Source organism: Pseudomonas sp. E1MeOHC2 (assembly GCF_058745025.1).
This window is the reverse complement of record NZ_CP196675.1, coordinates 5,806,295-5,823,209: the sequence shown is the minus strand read 5'-3', so window position 1 is coordinate 5,823,209 and position 16,915 is coordinate 5,806,295. Positions and strand designations below refer to the sequence as shown.

The following is a 16,915-nucleotide window of genomic DNA, read 5'->3' as shown; positions in this document are numbered from 1 at the left end:
GGTATCGACATGAACAACGCACCTGTCCCATTGACTACGGATAACGAGTTCATCGCCCGTCACATCGGCCCGCGCGAGCATGACATCGAGGCGATGCTGGCGCTGACCGGCCATGACACCCTGGACGCCCTGATCGACAGCGTCATCCCAGACAGCATCAAAGGCACCAGCGTGCTGGCGCTGAGCAAAGGGCAGGGCGAAGCCGAGGCCCTGGCTGCGCTCAAGGCCATTGCCGCGAAGAACCAGCTGTTTCGCAACCACATCGGCCAAGGCTACTACCCGTGCCACACGCCTACGCCGATCCTGCGCAATCTGCTGGAAAACCCGGCCTGGTACACCGCCTATACGCCGTACCAGCCCGAGATTTCCCAAGGCCGCCTGGAAGCGCTGCTCAATTTCCAGACCCTGATCAGCGACCTCACCGGCATGCAGATCGCCAATGCCTCCTTGCTCGATGAGGCCACCGCCGCCGCCGAAGCCATGACCTTCTGCAAGCGCCTGGCAAAGAGCAAGGCACCGGCTTTTTTCGCCTCCCGCCATTGCCACCCGCAAACCCTCGACGTGCTGCGCACCCGGGCCCAACCGCTGGGCATCGAGGTGGTCATCGGTGATGAAGCCGAGCTGCAAGCGCAGAGCCTTGAGCAGTACTTCGGCCTGCTGCTGCAGTACCCCGCCAGTACTGGCGCCATCGTCGATCATCGCGCCCTGGTGCAGCGCGCCCATGCCGTCGGCGCGTTGGTGGCGGTGTCCGCCGACCTGCTGGCGCTGACCTTGCTGACCCCGCCGGGCGAATTCGATGCTGACGTGGTGCTGGGCAGTGCCCAGCGCTTCGGCGTGCCGCTGGGCTTTGGTGGCCCACACGCGGCGTACTTTGCAACGCGCGATGCGTTCAAGCGCGACATGCCCGGCCGCCTGGTTGGTGTCTCCATCGACCGCTTCGGCAAGCCGGCGCTGCGCCTGGCCATGCAGACCCGCGAGCAACACATTCGCCGCGAGAAGGCGACCAGCAACATCTGCACCGCGCAGGTGCTGCTGGCCAACATCGCCAGCATGTATGCGGTCTACCATGGCCCCGAGGGCCTGGCGCAGATCGCCCGGCGCGTACACCGCCTGACCGCGATTCTGGTGCAAGGGCTGTTGCAGCTCGGGCACACAGTGGAGCAGGCGCACTTCTTCGACACCGTCAGCGTGCTCACCGCACGGCCTGTAGCCGATGTGCTGGCCGCCGCCCGCGCCGCACAGCTGAACCTGCGCCTGCTTGACCACGCGCGGGTCGGCCTGTCGCTGGATGAAACCTGCGAACAGGCCAGCGTCGAGGCCTTGTGGCAGGTCTTCGCTGCCCCCGGCCAGGCGCTTCCTGACTTCGGTGCCCTGGCTGCTGAGGCTGCTGATTGCCTGCCTGCGCAACTGCTGCGTGAAACAGCGTTCCTTCAGCACCCGGTGTTCAACCGCTACCATTCAGAAACCGAGCTGATGCGCTACCTGCGGTGCCTGGCCGACAAGGACCTGGCCCTGGACCGCACCATGATCGCGCTGGGTTCGTGCACCATGAAACTCAACGCCGCCAGTGAGATGATCCCCATCACCTGGCCGGAGTTCGGCGCCCTGCACCCGTTTGCCCCGGCCGAACAGTCGCTCGGTTACCGGCAACTGACGGATGAGTTGCAGGCCATGCTCTGCGAGGCCACCGGCTACGACGCGATGTCGCTGCAGCCCAATGCCGGTTCACAGGGTGAATACGCAGGCCTCTTGGCCATCCGCGCCTACCACGCCAGCCGCGGCGAAGCGGGCCGCGATGTCTGCCTGATTCCGTCGTCGGCCCACGGCACCAACCCGGCCACGGCGCAGATGGCCGGTATGCGTGTGGTGGTGGTCAACTGCGACGAGCGCGGCAACGTCGATGTGGCCGACCTGCAGGCCAAGGCCGAGCAGCACCGGGACCAGCTGGCCGCGCTGATGATCACCTACCCCTCGACCCATGGTGTGTTCGAAGAGGGCATCACCCGCATCTGCGACATCATCCATGAGCACGGTGGCCAAGTGTACCTGGACGGCGCCAACATGAACGCCATGGTCGGCCTCTGCGCCCCAGGCAAGTTCGGCGGCGACGTGTCGCACCTGAACTTGCACAAGACCTTCTGCATTCCCCACGGCGGGGGTGGCCCAGGTGTCGGCCCCATTGGGGTCAAGGCGCACCTGGCGCCGTTCTTGCCGGGCCATGCGCATATGGCGCACAAAGAGGGCGCAGTCTGCGCGGCGCCTTATGGCAGTGCGAGCATTCTGCCGATCACCTGGATGTACATCCGCATGATGGGCGGGGAAGGGCTCAAGCGGGCATCGCAGCTGGCGATTCTAAGTGCCAACTACATCGCCCGGCGCCTGGAGGACCACTACCCGGTGCTGTACACCGGCGAGAATGGCCTGGTCGCCCACGAGTGCATCCTCGACCTGCGCCCGCTCAAGGACAGCAGCGGCATCAGCGTCGAGGACGTGGCCAAGCGCCTGATCGATTTTGGCTTCCACGCCCCGACCATGTCCTTCCCGGTGGCGGGCACGCTGATGGTCGAGCCGACCGAGAGCGAGTCCAGGGAAGAGCTCGACCGCTTCTGCGATGCCATGATCTGCATCCGTGAGGAAATCCGGGCCGTGGAAAACGGCACCCTCGACAAACTCGACAACCCGCTGAAAAACGCACCGCATACCGCCAGCGAACTGGTGGGCGAATGGCCCCATCGCTATGGCCGGGAGCTGGCGGTGTACCCGCTGCAAGCGCTGCGCGAGAACAAGTACTGGCCGCCGGTGGGGCGCGTGGACAACGTCTACGGTGACCGCAACCTGGCCTGTGCCTGCCCGCCCATGTCGATCTACCAGGACGCCTGATCGCACAGGCCCGGACCTGCTCCGGGCCTTGCCTGCCCGCAAACAACAAGAAGGAAGCACCCACATGTTCCATAAAAGCCTGACCCTGTCCGATTTCGACCCTGCGCTGCATGAGGCCATCAGCCGCGAAGTGCAACGCCAGGAAGACCATATCGAGTTGATCGCCTCGGAAAACTACACCAGCCCGCAAGTGATGCAGGCCCAGGGCACCGAGCTGACCAACAAGTACGCCGAAGGCTACCCAGGCAAGCGCTACTACGGGGGTTGCGAACACGTCGATGTGGTCGAACAGCTGGCCATCGAGCGCGCCAAACAGCTGTTTGGTGCCGACTACGCCAACGTCCAGCCGCACTCGGGCTCCTCGGCCAACAGCGCGGTCTACCTGGCCCTGCTGCAGGCCGGTGACACCATTCTGGGCATGAGCCTGGCCCACGGCGGCCACCTGACCCACGGCGCCAAAGTGTCGTCGTCGGGCAAGCTGTACAACGCTGTGCAGTACGGGATCAACACCGACACCGGCCTGATCGACTACGACGAAGTCGAGCGCCTGGCGGTCGAGCACAAACCGAAAATGATCGTTGCCGGCTTCTCGGCCTACTCCAAGACCCTCGACTTCCCACGCTTCCGTGCCATCGCCGACAAGGTCGGTGCGCTGCTGTTCGTCGACATGGCCCACGTTGCCGGCCTGGTTGCCGCTGGCCTGTACCCGAACCCGATCCCGTTCGCCGATGTGGTCACCACCACCACCCACAAGACCCTGCGTGGTCCGCGTGGCGGCCTGATCCTGGCCAAGTCCAACGAAGAGATCGAGAAAAAGCTCAACGCCGCAGTCTTCCCGGGCGCCCAGGGCGGCCCGCTGATGCACGTCATCGCCGCCAAGGCCGTGTGCTTCAAGGAAGCGCTGGAGCCTGGCTTCAAGGCTTACCAGCAACAAGTGATCGAAAACGCCCAGGCCATGGCCCAGGTGTTCATTGACCGCGGCTACGACGTGGTTTCCGGTGGCACCGACAACCACCTGTTCCTGGTCAGCCTGATCCGCCAGGGCCTCACCGGTAAAGATGCCGACGCCGCCCTTGGCCGTGCGCACATCACCGTCAACAAGAACGCCGTGCCCAACGACCCGCAGTCGCCATTTGTGACGTCGGGCCTGCGCATCGGCACCCCGGCCGTCACCACCCGTGGCTTCAAGGTGGCCGAATGCGTGGCCCTGGCGGGGTGGGTCTGCGACATCCTCGACCACCTTGGCGATGCCGATGTCGAGGCCCAGGTGGCCGCGTCGGTGGCCAGGCTGTGTGCGGAATATCCGGTCTATCGCGCCTGAATCGGCTACGGGGAATCGTTCATGTCTACAGAACAACTGAAACACACGCCTTTGCACGACCTGCACCTGAAGCTCGGCGCGCGGATGGTGCCCTTTGCCGGGTACGCCATGCCGGTTCAGTACCCGCTGGGGGTGCTCAAGGAACACCTGCACACCCGTGAGCAGGCCGGGCTGTTCGACGTTTCGCACATGGGGCAAATTCGCCTGCGCGGCGCTGGTGCTGCCAAGGCACTGGAAGCGCTGGTGCCGGTCGACATCCTCGACCTGCCGGTGGGCATGCAGCGTTATGCGCTGTTCACCGATGCCGACGGCGGCATCCTCGACGACCTGATGGTCGCCAACCTGGGCGATGACGAGCTGTTTCTGGTAGTCAACGCTGGCTGCAAGGACCAGGACCTGACGCACCTCAAGCAGCATCTGGAGGGGCAGTGTGAGGTCGAATCGCTGTTCGACAGCCGCGCCTTGCTGGCCCTGCAGGGGCCGGCGGCGGCCAAGGTGCTGGGGCGCCTGGCGTCGCAGGTCGGCGCCATGACCTTCATGCAGTTCGCCAGTGTGAAGCTGCTGGGCGTCGACTGTTACGTCAGCCGTTCGGGCTATACCGGCGAAGACGGTTTCGAGATCTCGGTACCGGCCGAGGCTGCGGCAATGCTCGCCCGTGTGCTGCTGGCCGAGCCCGAGGTCGAGGCCATCGGCCTGGGTGCCCGCGACTCACTGCGCCTGGAGGCCGGGTTGTGCCTGTACGGGCATGACATGGACGTGGGCAGCACGCCGATCGAGGCCAGCCTGACCTGGGCCATTTCCAAGGCCCGGCGTGCCGAAGGTGTACGTGCCGGCGCTTTCCCCGGTGCCGAGCGCATCTTTGCCCAGCTGCGCGAGGGCGTGGCCAGCAAGCGCGTGGGTTTGATGCCCAGCGAGCGTGTGCCGGTGCGTGAAGGGGCACTGATCGTCGATGCTGACGAACAGGAAATCGGCCGTGTCACCAGCGGCGGTTTCGGCCCCAGCCTGGGCGGGCCGTTGGCGATGGGGTACGTGCACAGCGCGCATGCGGCGCTGGACACCGAAGTCTTCGCCCTGGTGCGTGGCAAGCGGGTGCCGATGCGGGTGGTGCGCACACCGTTCGTGGCGCAACGTTACTACCGTGGCTGAAGCCCTGACTGCCGGAGCATGAACATGAACCAGACCCTGCCTGCCGCCACGCGCCCGCAGCCCCTGCAAGCCGGCGTGAAACTGCGCGGCGCCGACAAGGTGGCGCGCATCCCGGTGAAGATCCTGCCCACCGAGGAGGTGCCGCGCAAACCTGACTGGATCCGTGTGCAAATTGCCTCTTCACCCGAGGTCGCGCGGGTCAAGGCGCTACTGCGCAAACACAAGCTGCACAGCGTCTGCGAAGAGGCTTCGTGCCCGAACCTGGGCGAGTGCTTTTCTGGCGGCACGGCGACGTTCATGATCATGGGCGACATCTGCACTCGGCGTTGCCCGTTCTGCGACGTCGGCCATGGCCGGCCGAAACCGCTGGATGCCGATGAGCCGAAAAACCTGGCAATTGCCATCGCCGACCTGCGCCTTAAGTACGTGGTGATCACGTCAGTGGACCGTGACGACCTACGCGACGGGGGTGCCCAGCACTTCGTCGACTGCCTGCGCGAAATCCGCAAGCTGTCGCCGGGCGTGAAGCTGGAAACCCTGGTGCCGGATTACCGGGGGCGCATGGACGTGGCCCTGGCCATCACCGAGCAGGAACCGCCGGATGTGTTCAACCATAACCTTGAAACCGTGCCGCGCCTGTACAAGGCGGCACGGCCGGGTTCGGATTTTGAGTGGTCGCTGGACCTGCTGGAGCATTTCAAACGCCGCGTGCCCGCAGTGCCGACCAAGTCCGGGCTGATGCTGGGCCTGGGCGAGACCGACGAGGAAGTGATCGAGGTGATGCAGCGCATGCGCGAGCATCAGGTCGACATGCTGACCCTGGGGCAGTACCTGCAACCGTCGCGCAGCCACCTGCCGGTGCAGCGTTTCGTGCACCCGGACACCTTCGCCTGGTTTGCCGAACGGGCTTTGGCGATGGGCTTCAAGAACGTGGCGTCCGGGCCGCTGGTGCGCTCGTCCTACCATGCCGACCAGCAGGCACTGCAGGCGGCCCGTTAAGAGCAGGGGCCGCAGAGCGGCCCCACAGCCATTAAAATAAGCGCCCCTTAGGCCCCAATTGCATCGTTTTTCATGGGCGCATGCGCGCTCTATAGTCCTCGCAGACCAGTCGAAACACCGTCGTGTTTCATCGATGCGAGACCATTACATGAATAACCAAGCAAAGGTCGCTAACGGCGCGCAGCCGGGTATCGGAACACGGGTGGTGTGGGAGGGGGAACAGGTCGAGCACCCCTTCAACGCCACCCAAACCCCGATCATCGCCAGTGCCGCCTATGGCTACCAGGATATCGACGCCTGGTACGACATTGCGCTGGGCAAGCAACCGGGCTTCATCTACAGCCGCATGAGCAACCCGACGGTTGCCGTGCTTGAGGACAAGCTCTGCGCACTTGAACACGCCGAATCGGCTGTGGCCTTCAGTACCGGCATGGCCGCCATCAGCGGTGTGTTGCATACCTTCTTGTGCAATGGCAAGCGCGTGGTCTCGACCCGCGACAGCTACGGCGGCACCAACAAGATATTCGAAGAGTTTTTGCCCCGTCAGGGCGTCGAGGTGACGCTGTGCGACACCCTCGATACCGAGGCCATTGAGCGTGAAATCGCTCGGGGTTGCGATGTGGTCTACCTGGAGACGCCGAGCAACCCGACACTGAAAATTCTCGACATCCGCCGCCTGGTGGCCGCGGCCAAGCGCGTGGGGGCATTGGTCGTTGCCGATAATACGTTTGCCACACCCCTCAACCAGAACCCGCTGCTGCTCGGTGTCGATGTGGTGGTGCACAGTGCGACCAAGTTCCTTTCTGGCCATGGCGATGTGCTCGGCGGGGTTGTCTGCGGTAGCGAAACCTTGATGGCGCAGGTGCGTCATTACCGTGAAATCAACGGTGCCTCGCTGGACCCGTTTTCCGCGTACCTGATCATTCGCGGCATCAAGACCCTGGCGCTGCGCCTGCGCCAGCAGCAGGCCAGCGCCCAGGCCCTGGCTGAATACCTGTGCAGCGAGCCGCTGGTCGAGTCGGTCAACTACCCCGGTTTGCCGCAACACCCCGGCCACGCGATTGCCAGTGCACAGATGCGCGGCTTTGGCGCGATCGTCAGCTTCGTGCTGGTGGGCGGCATGGACACTGTCGTCAAACTGCTGCCCAAGCTGCGCTATGCCCACCGCGCCGGCAACCTCGGTGCGGTGGAAACCATCTACGGGCCGGCACGGACAACCAGCCACGTGGAAAACACCCTGGAAGAACGCCAGGCACTGGGCATTTCCGAAGGCCTGGTGCGGGTTTCGGTGGGCATCGAAGATACCGCCGACCTGCTGGCAGACCTGCGCCAGGCGTTCGCCACAGTGCACGCCCAACGGGTGCAGGGGCAGGCCAGCGGTACCTGTGGCCGGCACGTCGAAGTGTCCACCTGAGGCACTGCGCACGCCCTTCAAGATTCATGAAAGCCATAACAATAACAGCCGCTGGCACATCGACGGGGCAGGCCTCAGGGCCTGTTGCCGGTTGATTGCCAGACACTTCATGAGAACCCAATTATGTCCACCGAACACTCAAACGCGGCGTCGGGCCAACCGGCCGGCTACAAGAAAGAGATGCACACGCGCCATATCGTTATGCTGGCGCTGGGCGGTGTGATCGGCACTGGCCTGTTTCTCACCTCGGGTTACACGGTCAACCAGGCCGGGCCCCTGGGCGCGGTGATCGCCTATATCGTTGGCGCGGTCATGGTCTACCTGGTAATGGTCTGCCTGGGCGAGCTGGCGGTGCAGATGCCCGAAACCGGCTCGTTCAGCAGCTACGCAACCCGCTATCTGGGGCCGGGCACCGGGTACACGGTGGCCTGGTTGTACTGGCTGACCTGGACGGTGGCCATCGGCTCGGAGTTCACCGCCGCGGGTATCCTGATGGTGCGTTGGTTCCCCGACACGCCGGTGTGGATCTGGAGCGCGCTGTTCGCCATCACGGTACTGGTCAGCAATGTGGTGTCGGTGCGCCTGTTCGCAGAGACCGAGTTCTGGCTTTCGCTGGTCAAGGTGCTGACGGTGATCACCTTCATCGCCATCGGTGGGGCCGCGATCTTCGGGCTGTTCGAGGTGCAGCATGTGCAGGGCATCGGGTTGTCCAACTTCACCCGTGAAGGTTTGTTCCCAACCGGCTTGCTGCCGATTGCAATGACGTTGCTAGCGGTGTCCTTCGCCTTCTCCGGCACCGAGCTTATCGGCATTGCCGCCGGTGAGGCGAAAGACCCACAGGTCAGCGTGCCCAAAGCGATACGTACCACTGTAGTACGCTTGGCGCTGTTCTTCGTTGGCACCATCATCGTCCTGGCCACCTTGTTACCGCGTGAACAGGCAGGCTTGGTCGAAAGCCCCTTCGTTATGGTCTTTGACCTGATCGGCATCCCGTACTCGGCCGACATCATGAACTTCGTGATCCTCACCGCGCTGTTGTCTGCCGCCAACTCCGGGCTTTACGCGGCCTCGCGGATGCTGTGGACGCTCAGTGACCAAGGCCATATGCCCAAGTGCTTCGCCCGCCTGTCGCCACGCGGCACGCCGGTCAACGCCATCATGCTGAGCATGGCCGGGGCCTTGGCATCGCTGCTCAGCAGCGTGCTGGCGCCGGACACGGTGTACCTGGCGCTGGTGTCGATTTCCGGCCTGGCGGTGGTGGTGGTGTGGATGAGCATCGCCGCCAGCCAGATGGCCTTCCGTCGGCACTATGTGGCCAATGGCGGTCGGGTCGAGGACCTGCACTTCAGGGTGCGCGGCTACCCGTGGGTGCCGCTGGGCGCGATTGCCTGTTGCGTGCTGGCGTGCGTCGGCATCGCCTTCGACCCCGAACAGCGTGTTGCCCTGTATTTCGGCATACCGTTCATTGCCTGGTGCTACTTCGTCTACTGGGTGACCTGCAACAAACGTGCCCAACGGTTGGCCGCAGCGCCGGCAGGATCAGGTGTTGGCGCGACCTGAACGACTCGGTTCATGATGCACGGATCCAACGGTGAACGAGGTCGTGTCGATGAAGCAAAAATCCCTGCCGCCGCTCAACTGGCTGCGGTCTTTCGAAGTGTCGGCACGCGCCTTGAACTTTACCCACGCGGCAGAGGAACTGCACCTTACCCAGGGCGCGGTGAGCCAACAGATCCGGCAACTGGAGAGCCACCTGGGCGTGGCTTTGTTCAAACGCTTGCCCAGGGGCCTGGGCCTGACCGAAGAAGGGCAGTCCTACCTGCCGGTGGTGCAGGATGCGATCAGCCGCCTGGCGGTGGGCACCAACGAGATTTTTGGCCAGCACAAACGCGGGCCGGTGAAGGTGCGTGGCAGCTTGTCGTTCCTGCAGTACTGGCTTGCCCCACGGCTGCCGGACTTCAGCCGCCAGCACCCGCACATCGATATCCGCTACATCAGCAACCTGTGGGTCAAGGCGCCGGATGGCGAGGACGACCTGGAGGTGCGCTGGGGCAATGGCGAATGGCCCGGCCTGCATGCCCAACGGTTGACCTGGGACGTGCTGGTGCCGGTGTGTTCACCGGCACTGATGGCGCGCTCGGCCATTCGCGAGCCACGCGACCTCAGGCACCACCCGTTGCTGCATGTGCTGGGCTATGAGGAGGGCTGGGGGTATTGGCTCAAGCGGGTTGGCGCGGACGATGTCGATTACTCGCGAGGGCTGCAGTTCGACACGTTGGTGTCCACCATCCGCATGGCCGAACTGGGCCAGGGGGTGGCGCTGGCGCGGTCTTCCGTGGTCGAGGACCAGCTCAGGGAAGGCCAGTTGGTCGCGCCGTTCAGCCAGCGCATCGAAGCAAGTGAGTCGTTTTACCTGGTACGCGAGCAGGGCCGTGCATTGCCGCCCGATGCTGCGCTGTTTTCTTCCTGGCTGGTGGCACACGCGCACCGGCCTTCGTAACCCTGTGGAGTTTTCATGCACTACGTCAGTACCCGCAACGGTGATGTACGGGCGGACTTCCGTGAGGTCGTGCTGTCAGGGCCTGCCGCCGATGGCGGGCTGTATGTGCCGGCACACTTGCCGGTGATCAGCCCGGAGGCGATCGCCAGCTGGTCTTGGCTGCCATTCGATGAGCTGGTCTGGCGGGTGATCGCGCCCTTCGTCGGCGATGCCATCGATGATCAGTGCTTGCGCGCGCTGCTCAGCGACAGCTTCAAGGCCTTCAGCCATCGCGCCATCACGCCGTTGCAGCAAATTGGCCATAACGAATGGATTCTGCAGCTGTTTCATGGCCCCACACGTACCTCCAAGGACTTCGCCGCGCAGCTTCAGGCGCGGCTGGTCGGCCACTTTCTCGACCAGTCGGGCGATGAGGCACTGGTGGTGGGCGCCACCAACGGGGATACCGGCATTGCAGCCATCGAGGCCTTCGCGACCAGGGCGAATGTGCGCCTGGCAATCCTCTACCCCCGCAACGAGATCCCTGCAGACCGCCTGGCCGCCTTGCTGGCGGCAGACCCCGCCAGTGTTCAGCTGATCCCCGTCGATGGCAGTTTCGATGATTGCCAGACGCTGGTGGCGCGGCTGTTTCGTGCCTGGCCACTGGAGGGGTTGATACCGGTGTGTTTCAACTCGACCAACTGGGTAGGGGTGCTTGCGCAGATCGTATTCTACTTTCACGCGGCCTTGCAGCTGGGGGGCGGCACCCGCCCGGTCGGGTTCAGCGTACCAGCGGCGAGCTTCGCTGAAATCTACGCCGGCTTCATTGCGCAGAAAATGGGGTTGCCGATCAATCAGGTGATCGTTTCGACCAACAGCAACGATGCCCTTCACCGTTTTCTGCACCGCAATCGCTACGCCCCGCACGCCAGCCAGCGCACGTTGTCACCGGCCATGGACTTCTCACTCTATTCAAACCTCGAACGCTTCATCTGGGAGCTGTACGGGCGCAGTGGCAGCAGCGTCGCGGCGCTGATGGCGCAGTTCGAGGCGTGCGGTGAACTGAGTATCGGCAATGCGCAATGGCTTCAGGCGCGGGTGTTGTTTGATTCCTATGCGGTGGATGAGGGGGAGGTGCGTGGCGAAGTCATCAAGCTGCACGCGCAAGCCGCAGCGCTGGTTGACCCGCACACGGCAGTCGGCGCGTTGGCCGGCCGGATGCATCGGCGCAGCCTGGGTGCGCCGATGGTGACCCTGGGCCAGATCGCGCCGGTCAAGTCTGCCGCGCTGCTGGCGCAGCTGGGCGTCTGGGACGGTGAGCTTGCGCCTCAGCCAGCGCTGCAAGACGGGCCGCCAGCCCTAGGCCAGGGGGATCTGGAGGGCTTGTGCAAGGCCTTGCTGGCGGCGCAGTCGAGGCCCGCATGAAACGCATCCTCGATCCGCTGGACGAGCGCATACTCGCCGAGCTGAGTGCCAACGCGCGGATCGCCCATGCCGAGCTCGGGGCCAAGGTAAACCTGTCGCGCAATGCGGTGCGCCAGCGCATCGAACGGCTTGAGCGCGATGGCGCGATACAGGGTTACACCGTTCGGCTGGGCGACTCGCGTCGGCCGTCCTCGTTGATCAGCGCGGCGATTTTCGTCTATCGCTACGATCGCATGCGCGGCGACGACGTGCTGGCCAAACTGCGCACCATTCCCGAGGTGATCCAGTGCGAAGTGCTCAGTGGCGAGTTTGACCTGATGTTGAGGGTTGAAGCGGCCACCCCAGAACGGGTCCACGCGGTCTGGAAGGAAATCGCCGGCATGCCGGGTGTTGAAAACACCGTTACCTCGTTCGTCCTCTCCGCTGTCTTTTAATCCCCGCTCCTACATGAAACGCGAGCTACCTGTGACGGCCATTTCGCACGTGGGCAGAACGCCCAATAAATACGGCGCTTTGGCCTATTCAACTGCCCGTAGCCGGCTCGTACGCTGGGCCCATCAAACAACAGCAAAGAGGAATGCCTTCGTGACTGAATACAAAATTGCCCTGGTCGGTTTTGGTGGTGTGAACAGGGGCCTGGCCCAGTTGATCGCAACGAACAACGACAACTGGCAGGCAACCCTCGGTTTCAGCCTGAAGATCGTCGGCGTCACCGACTTGTTCCTCGGTTCGGTGGTTGACCGCAATGGCCTGGACGCCGCCGCGCTGGCTGCCTTGCCAAGCGAGAAGGGCGCGCTTGCACAGATTGCAGGGGGCACTGCCGAGGCGTTCAACGAAACCGTGATCAAGCAGTCCGGCGCTGACATCATCGCCGAGGCCACCTTCACCAACCCCGTCGATGGTGAGCCGGCCGCCACCTTCTGCCGCTGGGCACTGGAGAGCGGCATCCATGTGGTGACCACCAACAAGGGGCCGATTGCATTGCACGGTGCCGAGCTCAAGGCGCTGGCCCGCCGCCACAACGTCGCGTTCGAATACGAGGGCTCGGTGATGAGCGGCACACCGGTGATCCGCCTGGCCAAGCAGGCCCTGGCGGGGTCGCAGATTCAAGGCTTCGAGGGCATCCTGAACGGCACCTCCAACTATGTGCTGACCCGGATGAAAGACGGCATGTCGTTCGCTGATGCCGTGGCCCAGGCGCAGCAGCTGGGGTATGCCGAAGCCGACCCGACGGCGGACGTCGAGGGCTATGACGTGCGCCTGAAAGTGGTGATCCTGGCCAACGAGTTGCTGGATGCGCGGTTGAGCGTCAGCGATGTGACGTGCTCGGGCATCAGCGGCATCACCGCGTCGGACATCGTCAAGGCTCAGGCCACGGGCCAATGCTGGAAACTGATCGGCGCTGCCAGCAAGGGCGCTGACGGCGCGGTGTCGGCGAGTGTCGAAGCCCGTTTGTTGCCGCTCGACCATCCGCTTGCCGGCATCAGCGGCGCCATCAATGCGGTGTCGTTCAACACCGGGCTGCTGGGCGCTGTCACGGTGTCCGGGCCGGGTGCGGGGCGTATCGAAACCGCCTATGCCTTGCTCTCCGACATCATCGCCCTGCACACCACCCCCCGCCAGTAAAACGGAGCCTTTATGAGCGTATCTCGCATGGCCAGTGTTCACGCTGTAGCGCCGAGCCACATCGACGTGTTCAGCCCGTTTGACGGCCGCGTGGTGGGGCGCGTGCCCTGTCTGGACGCCACCGCTGTGCCCGCCTTGCTGGCGCGGGCACGGGCGGGGTGCGTTGAAAGTGCAGCGATGCCCCGGCACCGTCGCGCGCGCATTCTGGAAGAGGCCGCGCGGTTGGTCGAGGCCGATGCCGCCGCGTTCGCCAACTTGATCGTGGCCGAAGCCGGTAAAACCCTGCGTCAGGCCCAGAAAGAAGTGAAGCGCTGTGTGAACACGCTGAAGCTGTCCGCCGAGGAAGCGCGGCGCAATGCCGGCGAAGTGGTGCCCTTCGAAGCGTATGAGGGCTCCGAGGCCCGCCAAGGCTGGTTCAGCCGTGAACCGCTGGGCCTGATTGTCGCGATCACGCCCTACAACGACCCGCTGAACCTGGTGGCGCACAAGTTAGGCCCGGCGATTGCCGGTGGTAATGCCGTGATCCTCAAGCCGTCCGAACTGGCGCCGCTGTCGGCGTTGAAACTGGTCGATTGCCTGGTGCAGGCCGGGCTTGGCGAAAACGTGGTGACCACGGCAACCGGGGGTGTCGAGCTGGGCAAGGCATTGGTCGAGCTGCGCGAGGTGCGGATGATTTCGTTCACCGGCGGCTTTGCCACCGGTGAAGCGATCGCCCGCAGCGCTGGGTTGAAAAAGCTCGCCATGGACCTGGGCGGCAATGCGCCTGTGCTGGTGCTGGAGGACTGCGAGCTGGGGCCGACGGTGGAGTCTTGTGTGTCGGGTGCCTTCTGGGCAGCGGGGCAGAACTGCATCGGCACACAACGGATCCTCGTGCAACGTAGCCTCTACGCGGCCTTTCGCGAGCAGTTCGTGGCGCAATCCAAGGCATTGTCCGTGGGGGACCCGGCGAGCACGGACACGGATGTCGGCCCGATGGTCACCGAACAGGCGGCCCGGCGCACCGAGCAACTGGTGGACGAGGCGCTGGGGGAGGGCGCGACACTGCTCTGCGGCCATCGTCGGCAAGGCGCGCTGTATGCCCCCACCGTACTGGAAGCGGTCAGCCACAACAGCCGAATCTGGCTGCAGGAAGTGTTCGCCCCGGTGGTGATTCTGGAGCCGTTCGACACCCTGGACGAGGCCGTTGCCCTGGCCAATGCCCCGGAATACAGCCTGCATGCGGGGGTATTCACCCGCGACCTGTCGACGGCGCTGAAGCTGGCCCGGCGGATCGAGGCCGGGGGCGTGATGATCAACGACTCGTCCGATTATCGCTTCGACGCCATGCCGTTTGGCGGCTTCAAGTACGGCAGCCTGGGCCGCGAAGGGGTGCGGTTTGCCTATGAAGACATGACCCAGCCCAAGGTGGTGTGCATCAACGACCTGGACCCGCAGTAACGGCCTGACCTGCCTTGACTCTCCCGTTACAGGCAGGCTTTACCCAGAGGTCGCCAACAAGAAACCCACTGCGCTGTCGCGCAAGCGCAAAGGCTGTCAGCCAGTCACGGACCCTGTGGGAGCGGATTTACCCGCGAACACCGGCAAAGCCGGTGCCATACCTGCGGCGTCTGCTTGGCAGAACCCGTTCCCACAGGGGCAGCCATTCGCTTATGACCTTTGCTGTCTGCGTGACCGTGCAACCTCGAATTCAAACAATTCGAAGGAAAAACCTCGTGAAGCGCATAGCCATTTTCTGGCCCTGAGTTGAGAGGGATCGCCGTCGCGTCTTTCAGCCACCTTGGTTGCTGTCGAAAACGGAAAGTAATGTGGGTATGATGTGATGGCCTTGAGCCACCTTTGTCGAGGGCCGCGCCTCACCTTTGATAAAACTGACTTACTCCCCTACTTTTACCCGCGACCTTGGAACGGTGACACGCAATGGATGCCAGCATTCAGAAGATTGAACTCTACGGCCACACCCTCGAAACACCGCAGAGCAAGCTTGATACCAACCAGGTCAGGCGAGCGTTCTCGACGATCGCCTCGACGTGGTCGCGGAAAATCAACGCCAGCTTTTATGATCTGTTTTCCAATCTGGATAGCCTCTATGACGGTGGCGACGATCTAGCAGACAAGATTCGCGCCGAGGCAATAGGCCAAGCTATCAAACTCACCGTGGCCCACGGGATTTACGATATCGACGAGGAACGCTTCTACGACGCGTTCATGCAGCGCTACGACTCATGGGATGAAGACTTCGGCGTATTGGCCGAGCAATATGAAGCCATTGCCGAGCGCTCAGCCGAACTGGATGCGCATCGCACCAATCGCCGACGTGGCCGACGCCAATGGGTAGGCTACTCAGAGAAGGCGGTACACGATGCCGACGCGAAGAACCTGATGTCCAATATTGGCCATGGTGTATTCAACCTGATGGCCAAAGGGATCAGCGCACTCGGCGACTCGTTCAAGAAAGAAGAGATTTTCAAGAACCCGGCAACGGTCAAGGCTTTCGCAGACGGTGCCAGCAGTATCGTCAATGCGGCCTACCAGGCGACGCTCGACGCCATCAATGCCGATTCACCTGGGAAGTTACATGGCTACTCGAAAGACGAGATCAGAAAATCCCAAGCGATTACCGAAAATATCGAAAAAGGCCTGATCCCGGAAGAGGCCGTTCTGCCATCAGCGATCAAGGCGATCAGTGCTTATCCTTACAACGAGCGGATCTACCCAATCCTGCTGCGCAAGTTCGGCGGTGATCAAGGGCGACTCGATGGCGTTGTGGAGTACTTCGGTGCGGGCGACTTGCTCAAGGAAAAGCAAACGCTGATCCAGGAGCAATTGCGCCAGTGCGACCTGAGCACGGTGGATACTTTCAACGCCAGTCGGCCGGACATCAAGCGCTACGCGCAATTCATCTGTTATGACGGTTTCGAGGAACACTGTGAGCGAGTGATCGCGAAAATTGTGGCGCGCGAAACTCAAGCAAGCGCGCAGTCTGCCGTCGCACCTGAATTACCGGGCGCACCAAAACACGGTGGCAGCGGGTTGACCGTGGCAACTGCCGCCCGAGGCTTCAGATCCAATGCCGACCATAAGTTTTACGTGGCGCCAGACTTGCCGGTGAAGAAAATCCTGGCCTTCGAATCCAAAAACGCGCTGAACATTGCCAAGGACGAGGTGGTGTTCTTCTTCGACGAAACGCTGTTCGGTTCGGGCGACAAAGGCGTATTGGTTGATCTTGAGTACGTGTATGTGCACTTGCAATTCAAGGAGTCGCACCGCGTGGCGCTTGCCGATATCGCCGACGTTATCATCAGCGGTCTGATGAATAAAAAGCTGACGATCGCCAAACGTGACGGAACTCGGGTGGATGTGGTGCTGACGCAAAGCAACAAAGGCGCGACCAGCCTCAGCGAGGCTATTGTTGGCCTTGTGCGATTGAGAGGGGAAGCGGGGAACTGAATAAAAGCGGCTAGACAGTGTGGGCGAGTCCATACATAGGAGCGGGCTTGCCCAGCGTACACGGGCGTAGCTCGTGCCAGGCGGGTTCATTTTCAGGGCTGTTCTCTTCGCGGGACAAGCCCGCTCCCACAAAGGCTCAGTTCTATGCGCGACCGCGCAGCCATGAAGTAGAGGGCTG

The 16,915-nt window shown here is 63.2% G+C and carries 12 protein-coding genes; all 12 read left to right on the top strand.

Going from position 1 to position 16,915, the window contains the following annotated elements; all coding sequences use genetic code 11:
• Nucleotides 1–9: 9 nt before the first annotated feature.
• The 12 genes from gcvP (at nucleotide 10) to ACSSU5_RS26360 (ending at nucleotide 16,737) form a co-directional block, all read left to right on the top strand.
• Complete coding sequence (gcvP, locus tag ACSSU5_RS26415) at nucleotides 10–2,880, top strand: aminomethyl-transferring glycine dehydrogenase (RefSeq protein WP_492560287.1); 2,871 nt, start codon at nucleotides 10–12, stop codon at nucleotides 2,878–2,880.
• Between the two features lie 64 nt (nucleotides 2,881–2,944).
• A complete protein-coding gene (glyA, locus tag ACSSU5_RS26410) occupies nucleotides 2,945–4,201 on the top strand; it encodes a serine hydroxymethyltransferase (protein WP_492560286.1) in 1,257 nt (418 codons plus the stop codon).
• A gap of 21 nt (nucleotides 4,202–4,222) precedes the next feature.
• Nucleotides 4,223–5,347, top strand: a complete 1,125-nt coding sequence (gene gcvT / locus ACSSU5_RS26405; RefSeq protein ID WP_492560285.1) for a glycine cleavage system aminomethyltransferase GcvT — start codon at nucleotides 4,223–4,225, stop codon at nucleotides 5,345–5,347.
• A gap of 24 nt (nucleotides 5,348–5,371) precedes the next feature.
• A complete protein-coding gene (gene lipA / locus ACSSU5_RS26400) occupies nucleotides 5,372–6,346 on the top strand; it encodes a lipoyl synthase (RefSeq protein ID WP_492560284.1) in 975 nt (324 codons plus the stop codon).
• Between the two features lie 148 nt (nucleotides 6,347–6,494).
• The gene (locus tag ACSSU5_RS26395) at nucleotides 6,495–7,760 is read left to right on the top strand and encodes a cystathionine gamma-synthase family protein (RefSeq protein WP_264312883.1); all 1,266 of its coding nucleotides are present in this window, start codon (nucleotides 6,495–6,497) and stop codon (nucleotides 7,758–7,760) included.
• Between the two features lie 123 nt (nucleotides 7,761–7,883).
• Nucleotides 7,884–9,320 carry an amino acid permease gene (locus ACSSU5_RS26390; RefSeq protein WP_492560283.1) on the top strand — a complete coding sequence of 479 codons (1,437 nt, stop codon included), beginning with the start codon at nucleotides 7,884–7,886 and terminating at the stop codon, nucleotides 9,318–9,320.
• 49 nt (nucleotides 9,321–9,369) lie between these two features.
• Nucleotides 9,370–10,260: a LysR substrate-binding domain-containing protein gene (locus ACSSU5_RS26385; RefSeq protein WP_264312885.1), complete on the top strand. Its 891-nt coding sequence runs from the start codon at nucleotides 9,370–9,372 to the stop codon at nucleotides 10,258–10,260.
• A 15-nt stretch (nucleotides 10,261–10,275) separates the two neighbouring features.
• Nucleotides 10,276–11,664 (top strand): threonine synthase, encoded by a 1,389-nt coding sequence (gene thrC / locus ACSSU5_RS26380; protein ID WP_492560282.1) that lies wholly within the window; start codon nucleotides 10,276–10,278, stop codon nucleotides 11,662–11,664.
• Nucleotides 11,661–12,098, top strand: coding sequence for an Lrp/AsnC family transcriptional regulator (locus ACSSU5_RS26375; protein WP_492560281.1), 438 nt, complete (start codon nucleotides 11,661–11,663; stop codon nucleotides 12,096–12,098). Before thrC ends, ACSSU5_RS26375 begins: the two co-directional genes overlap by 4 nt.
• Before the next feature lie 151 nt (nucleotides 12,099–12,249).
• Nucleotides 12,250–13,290, top strand: coding sequence for a homoserine dehydrogenase (locus ACSSU5_RS26370; RefSeq protein ID WP_264312888.1), 1,041 nt, complete (start codon nucleotides 12,250–12,252; stop codon nucleotides 13,288–13,290).
• Between the two features lie 12 nt (nucleotides 13,291–13,302).
• Nucleotides 13,303–14,727, top strand: coding sequence for an aldehyde dehydrogenase family protein (locus tag ACSSU5_RS26365; protein ID WP_492560280.1), 1,425 nt, complete (start codon nucleotides 13,303–13,305; stop codon nucleotides 14,725–14,727).
• A 480-nt stretch (nucleotides 14,728–15,207) separates the two neighbouring features.
• A complete protein-coding gene (locus tag ACSSU5_RS26360; protein WP_264312890.1) occupies nucleotides 15,208–16,737 on the top strand; it encodes a hypothetical protein in 1,530 nt (509 codons plus the stop codon).
• Nucleotides 16,738–16,915: the final 178 nt, after the last annotated feature.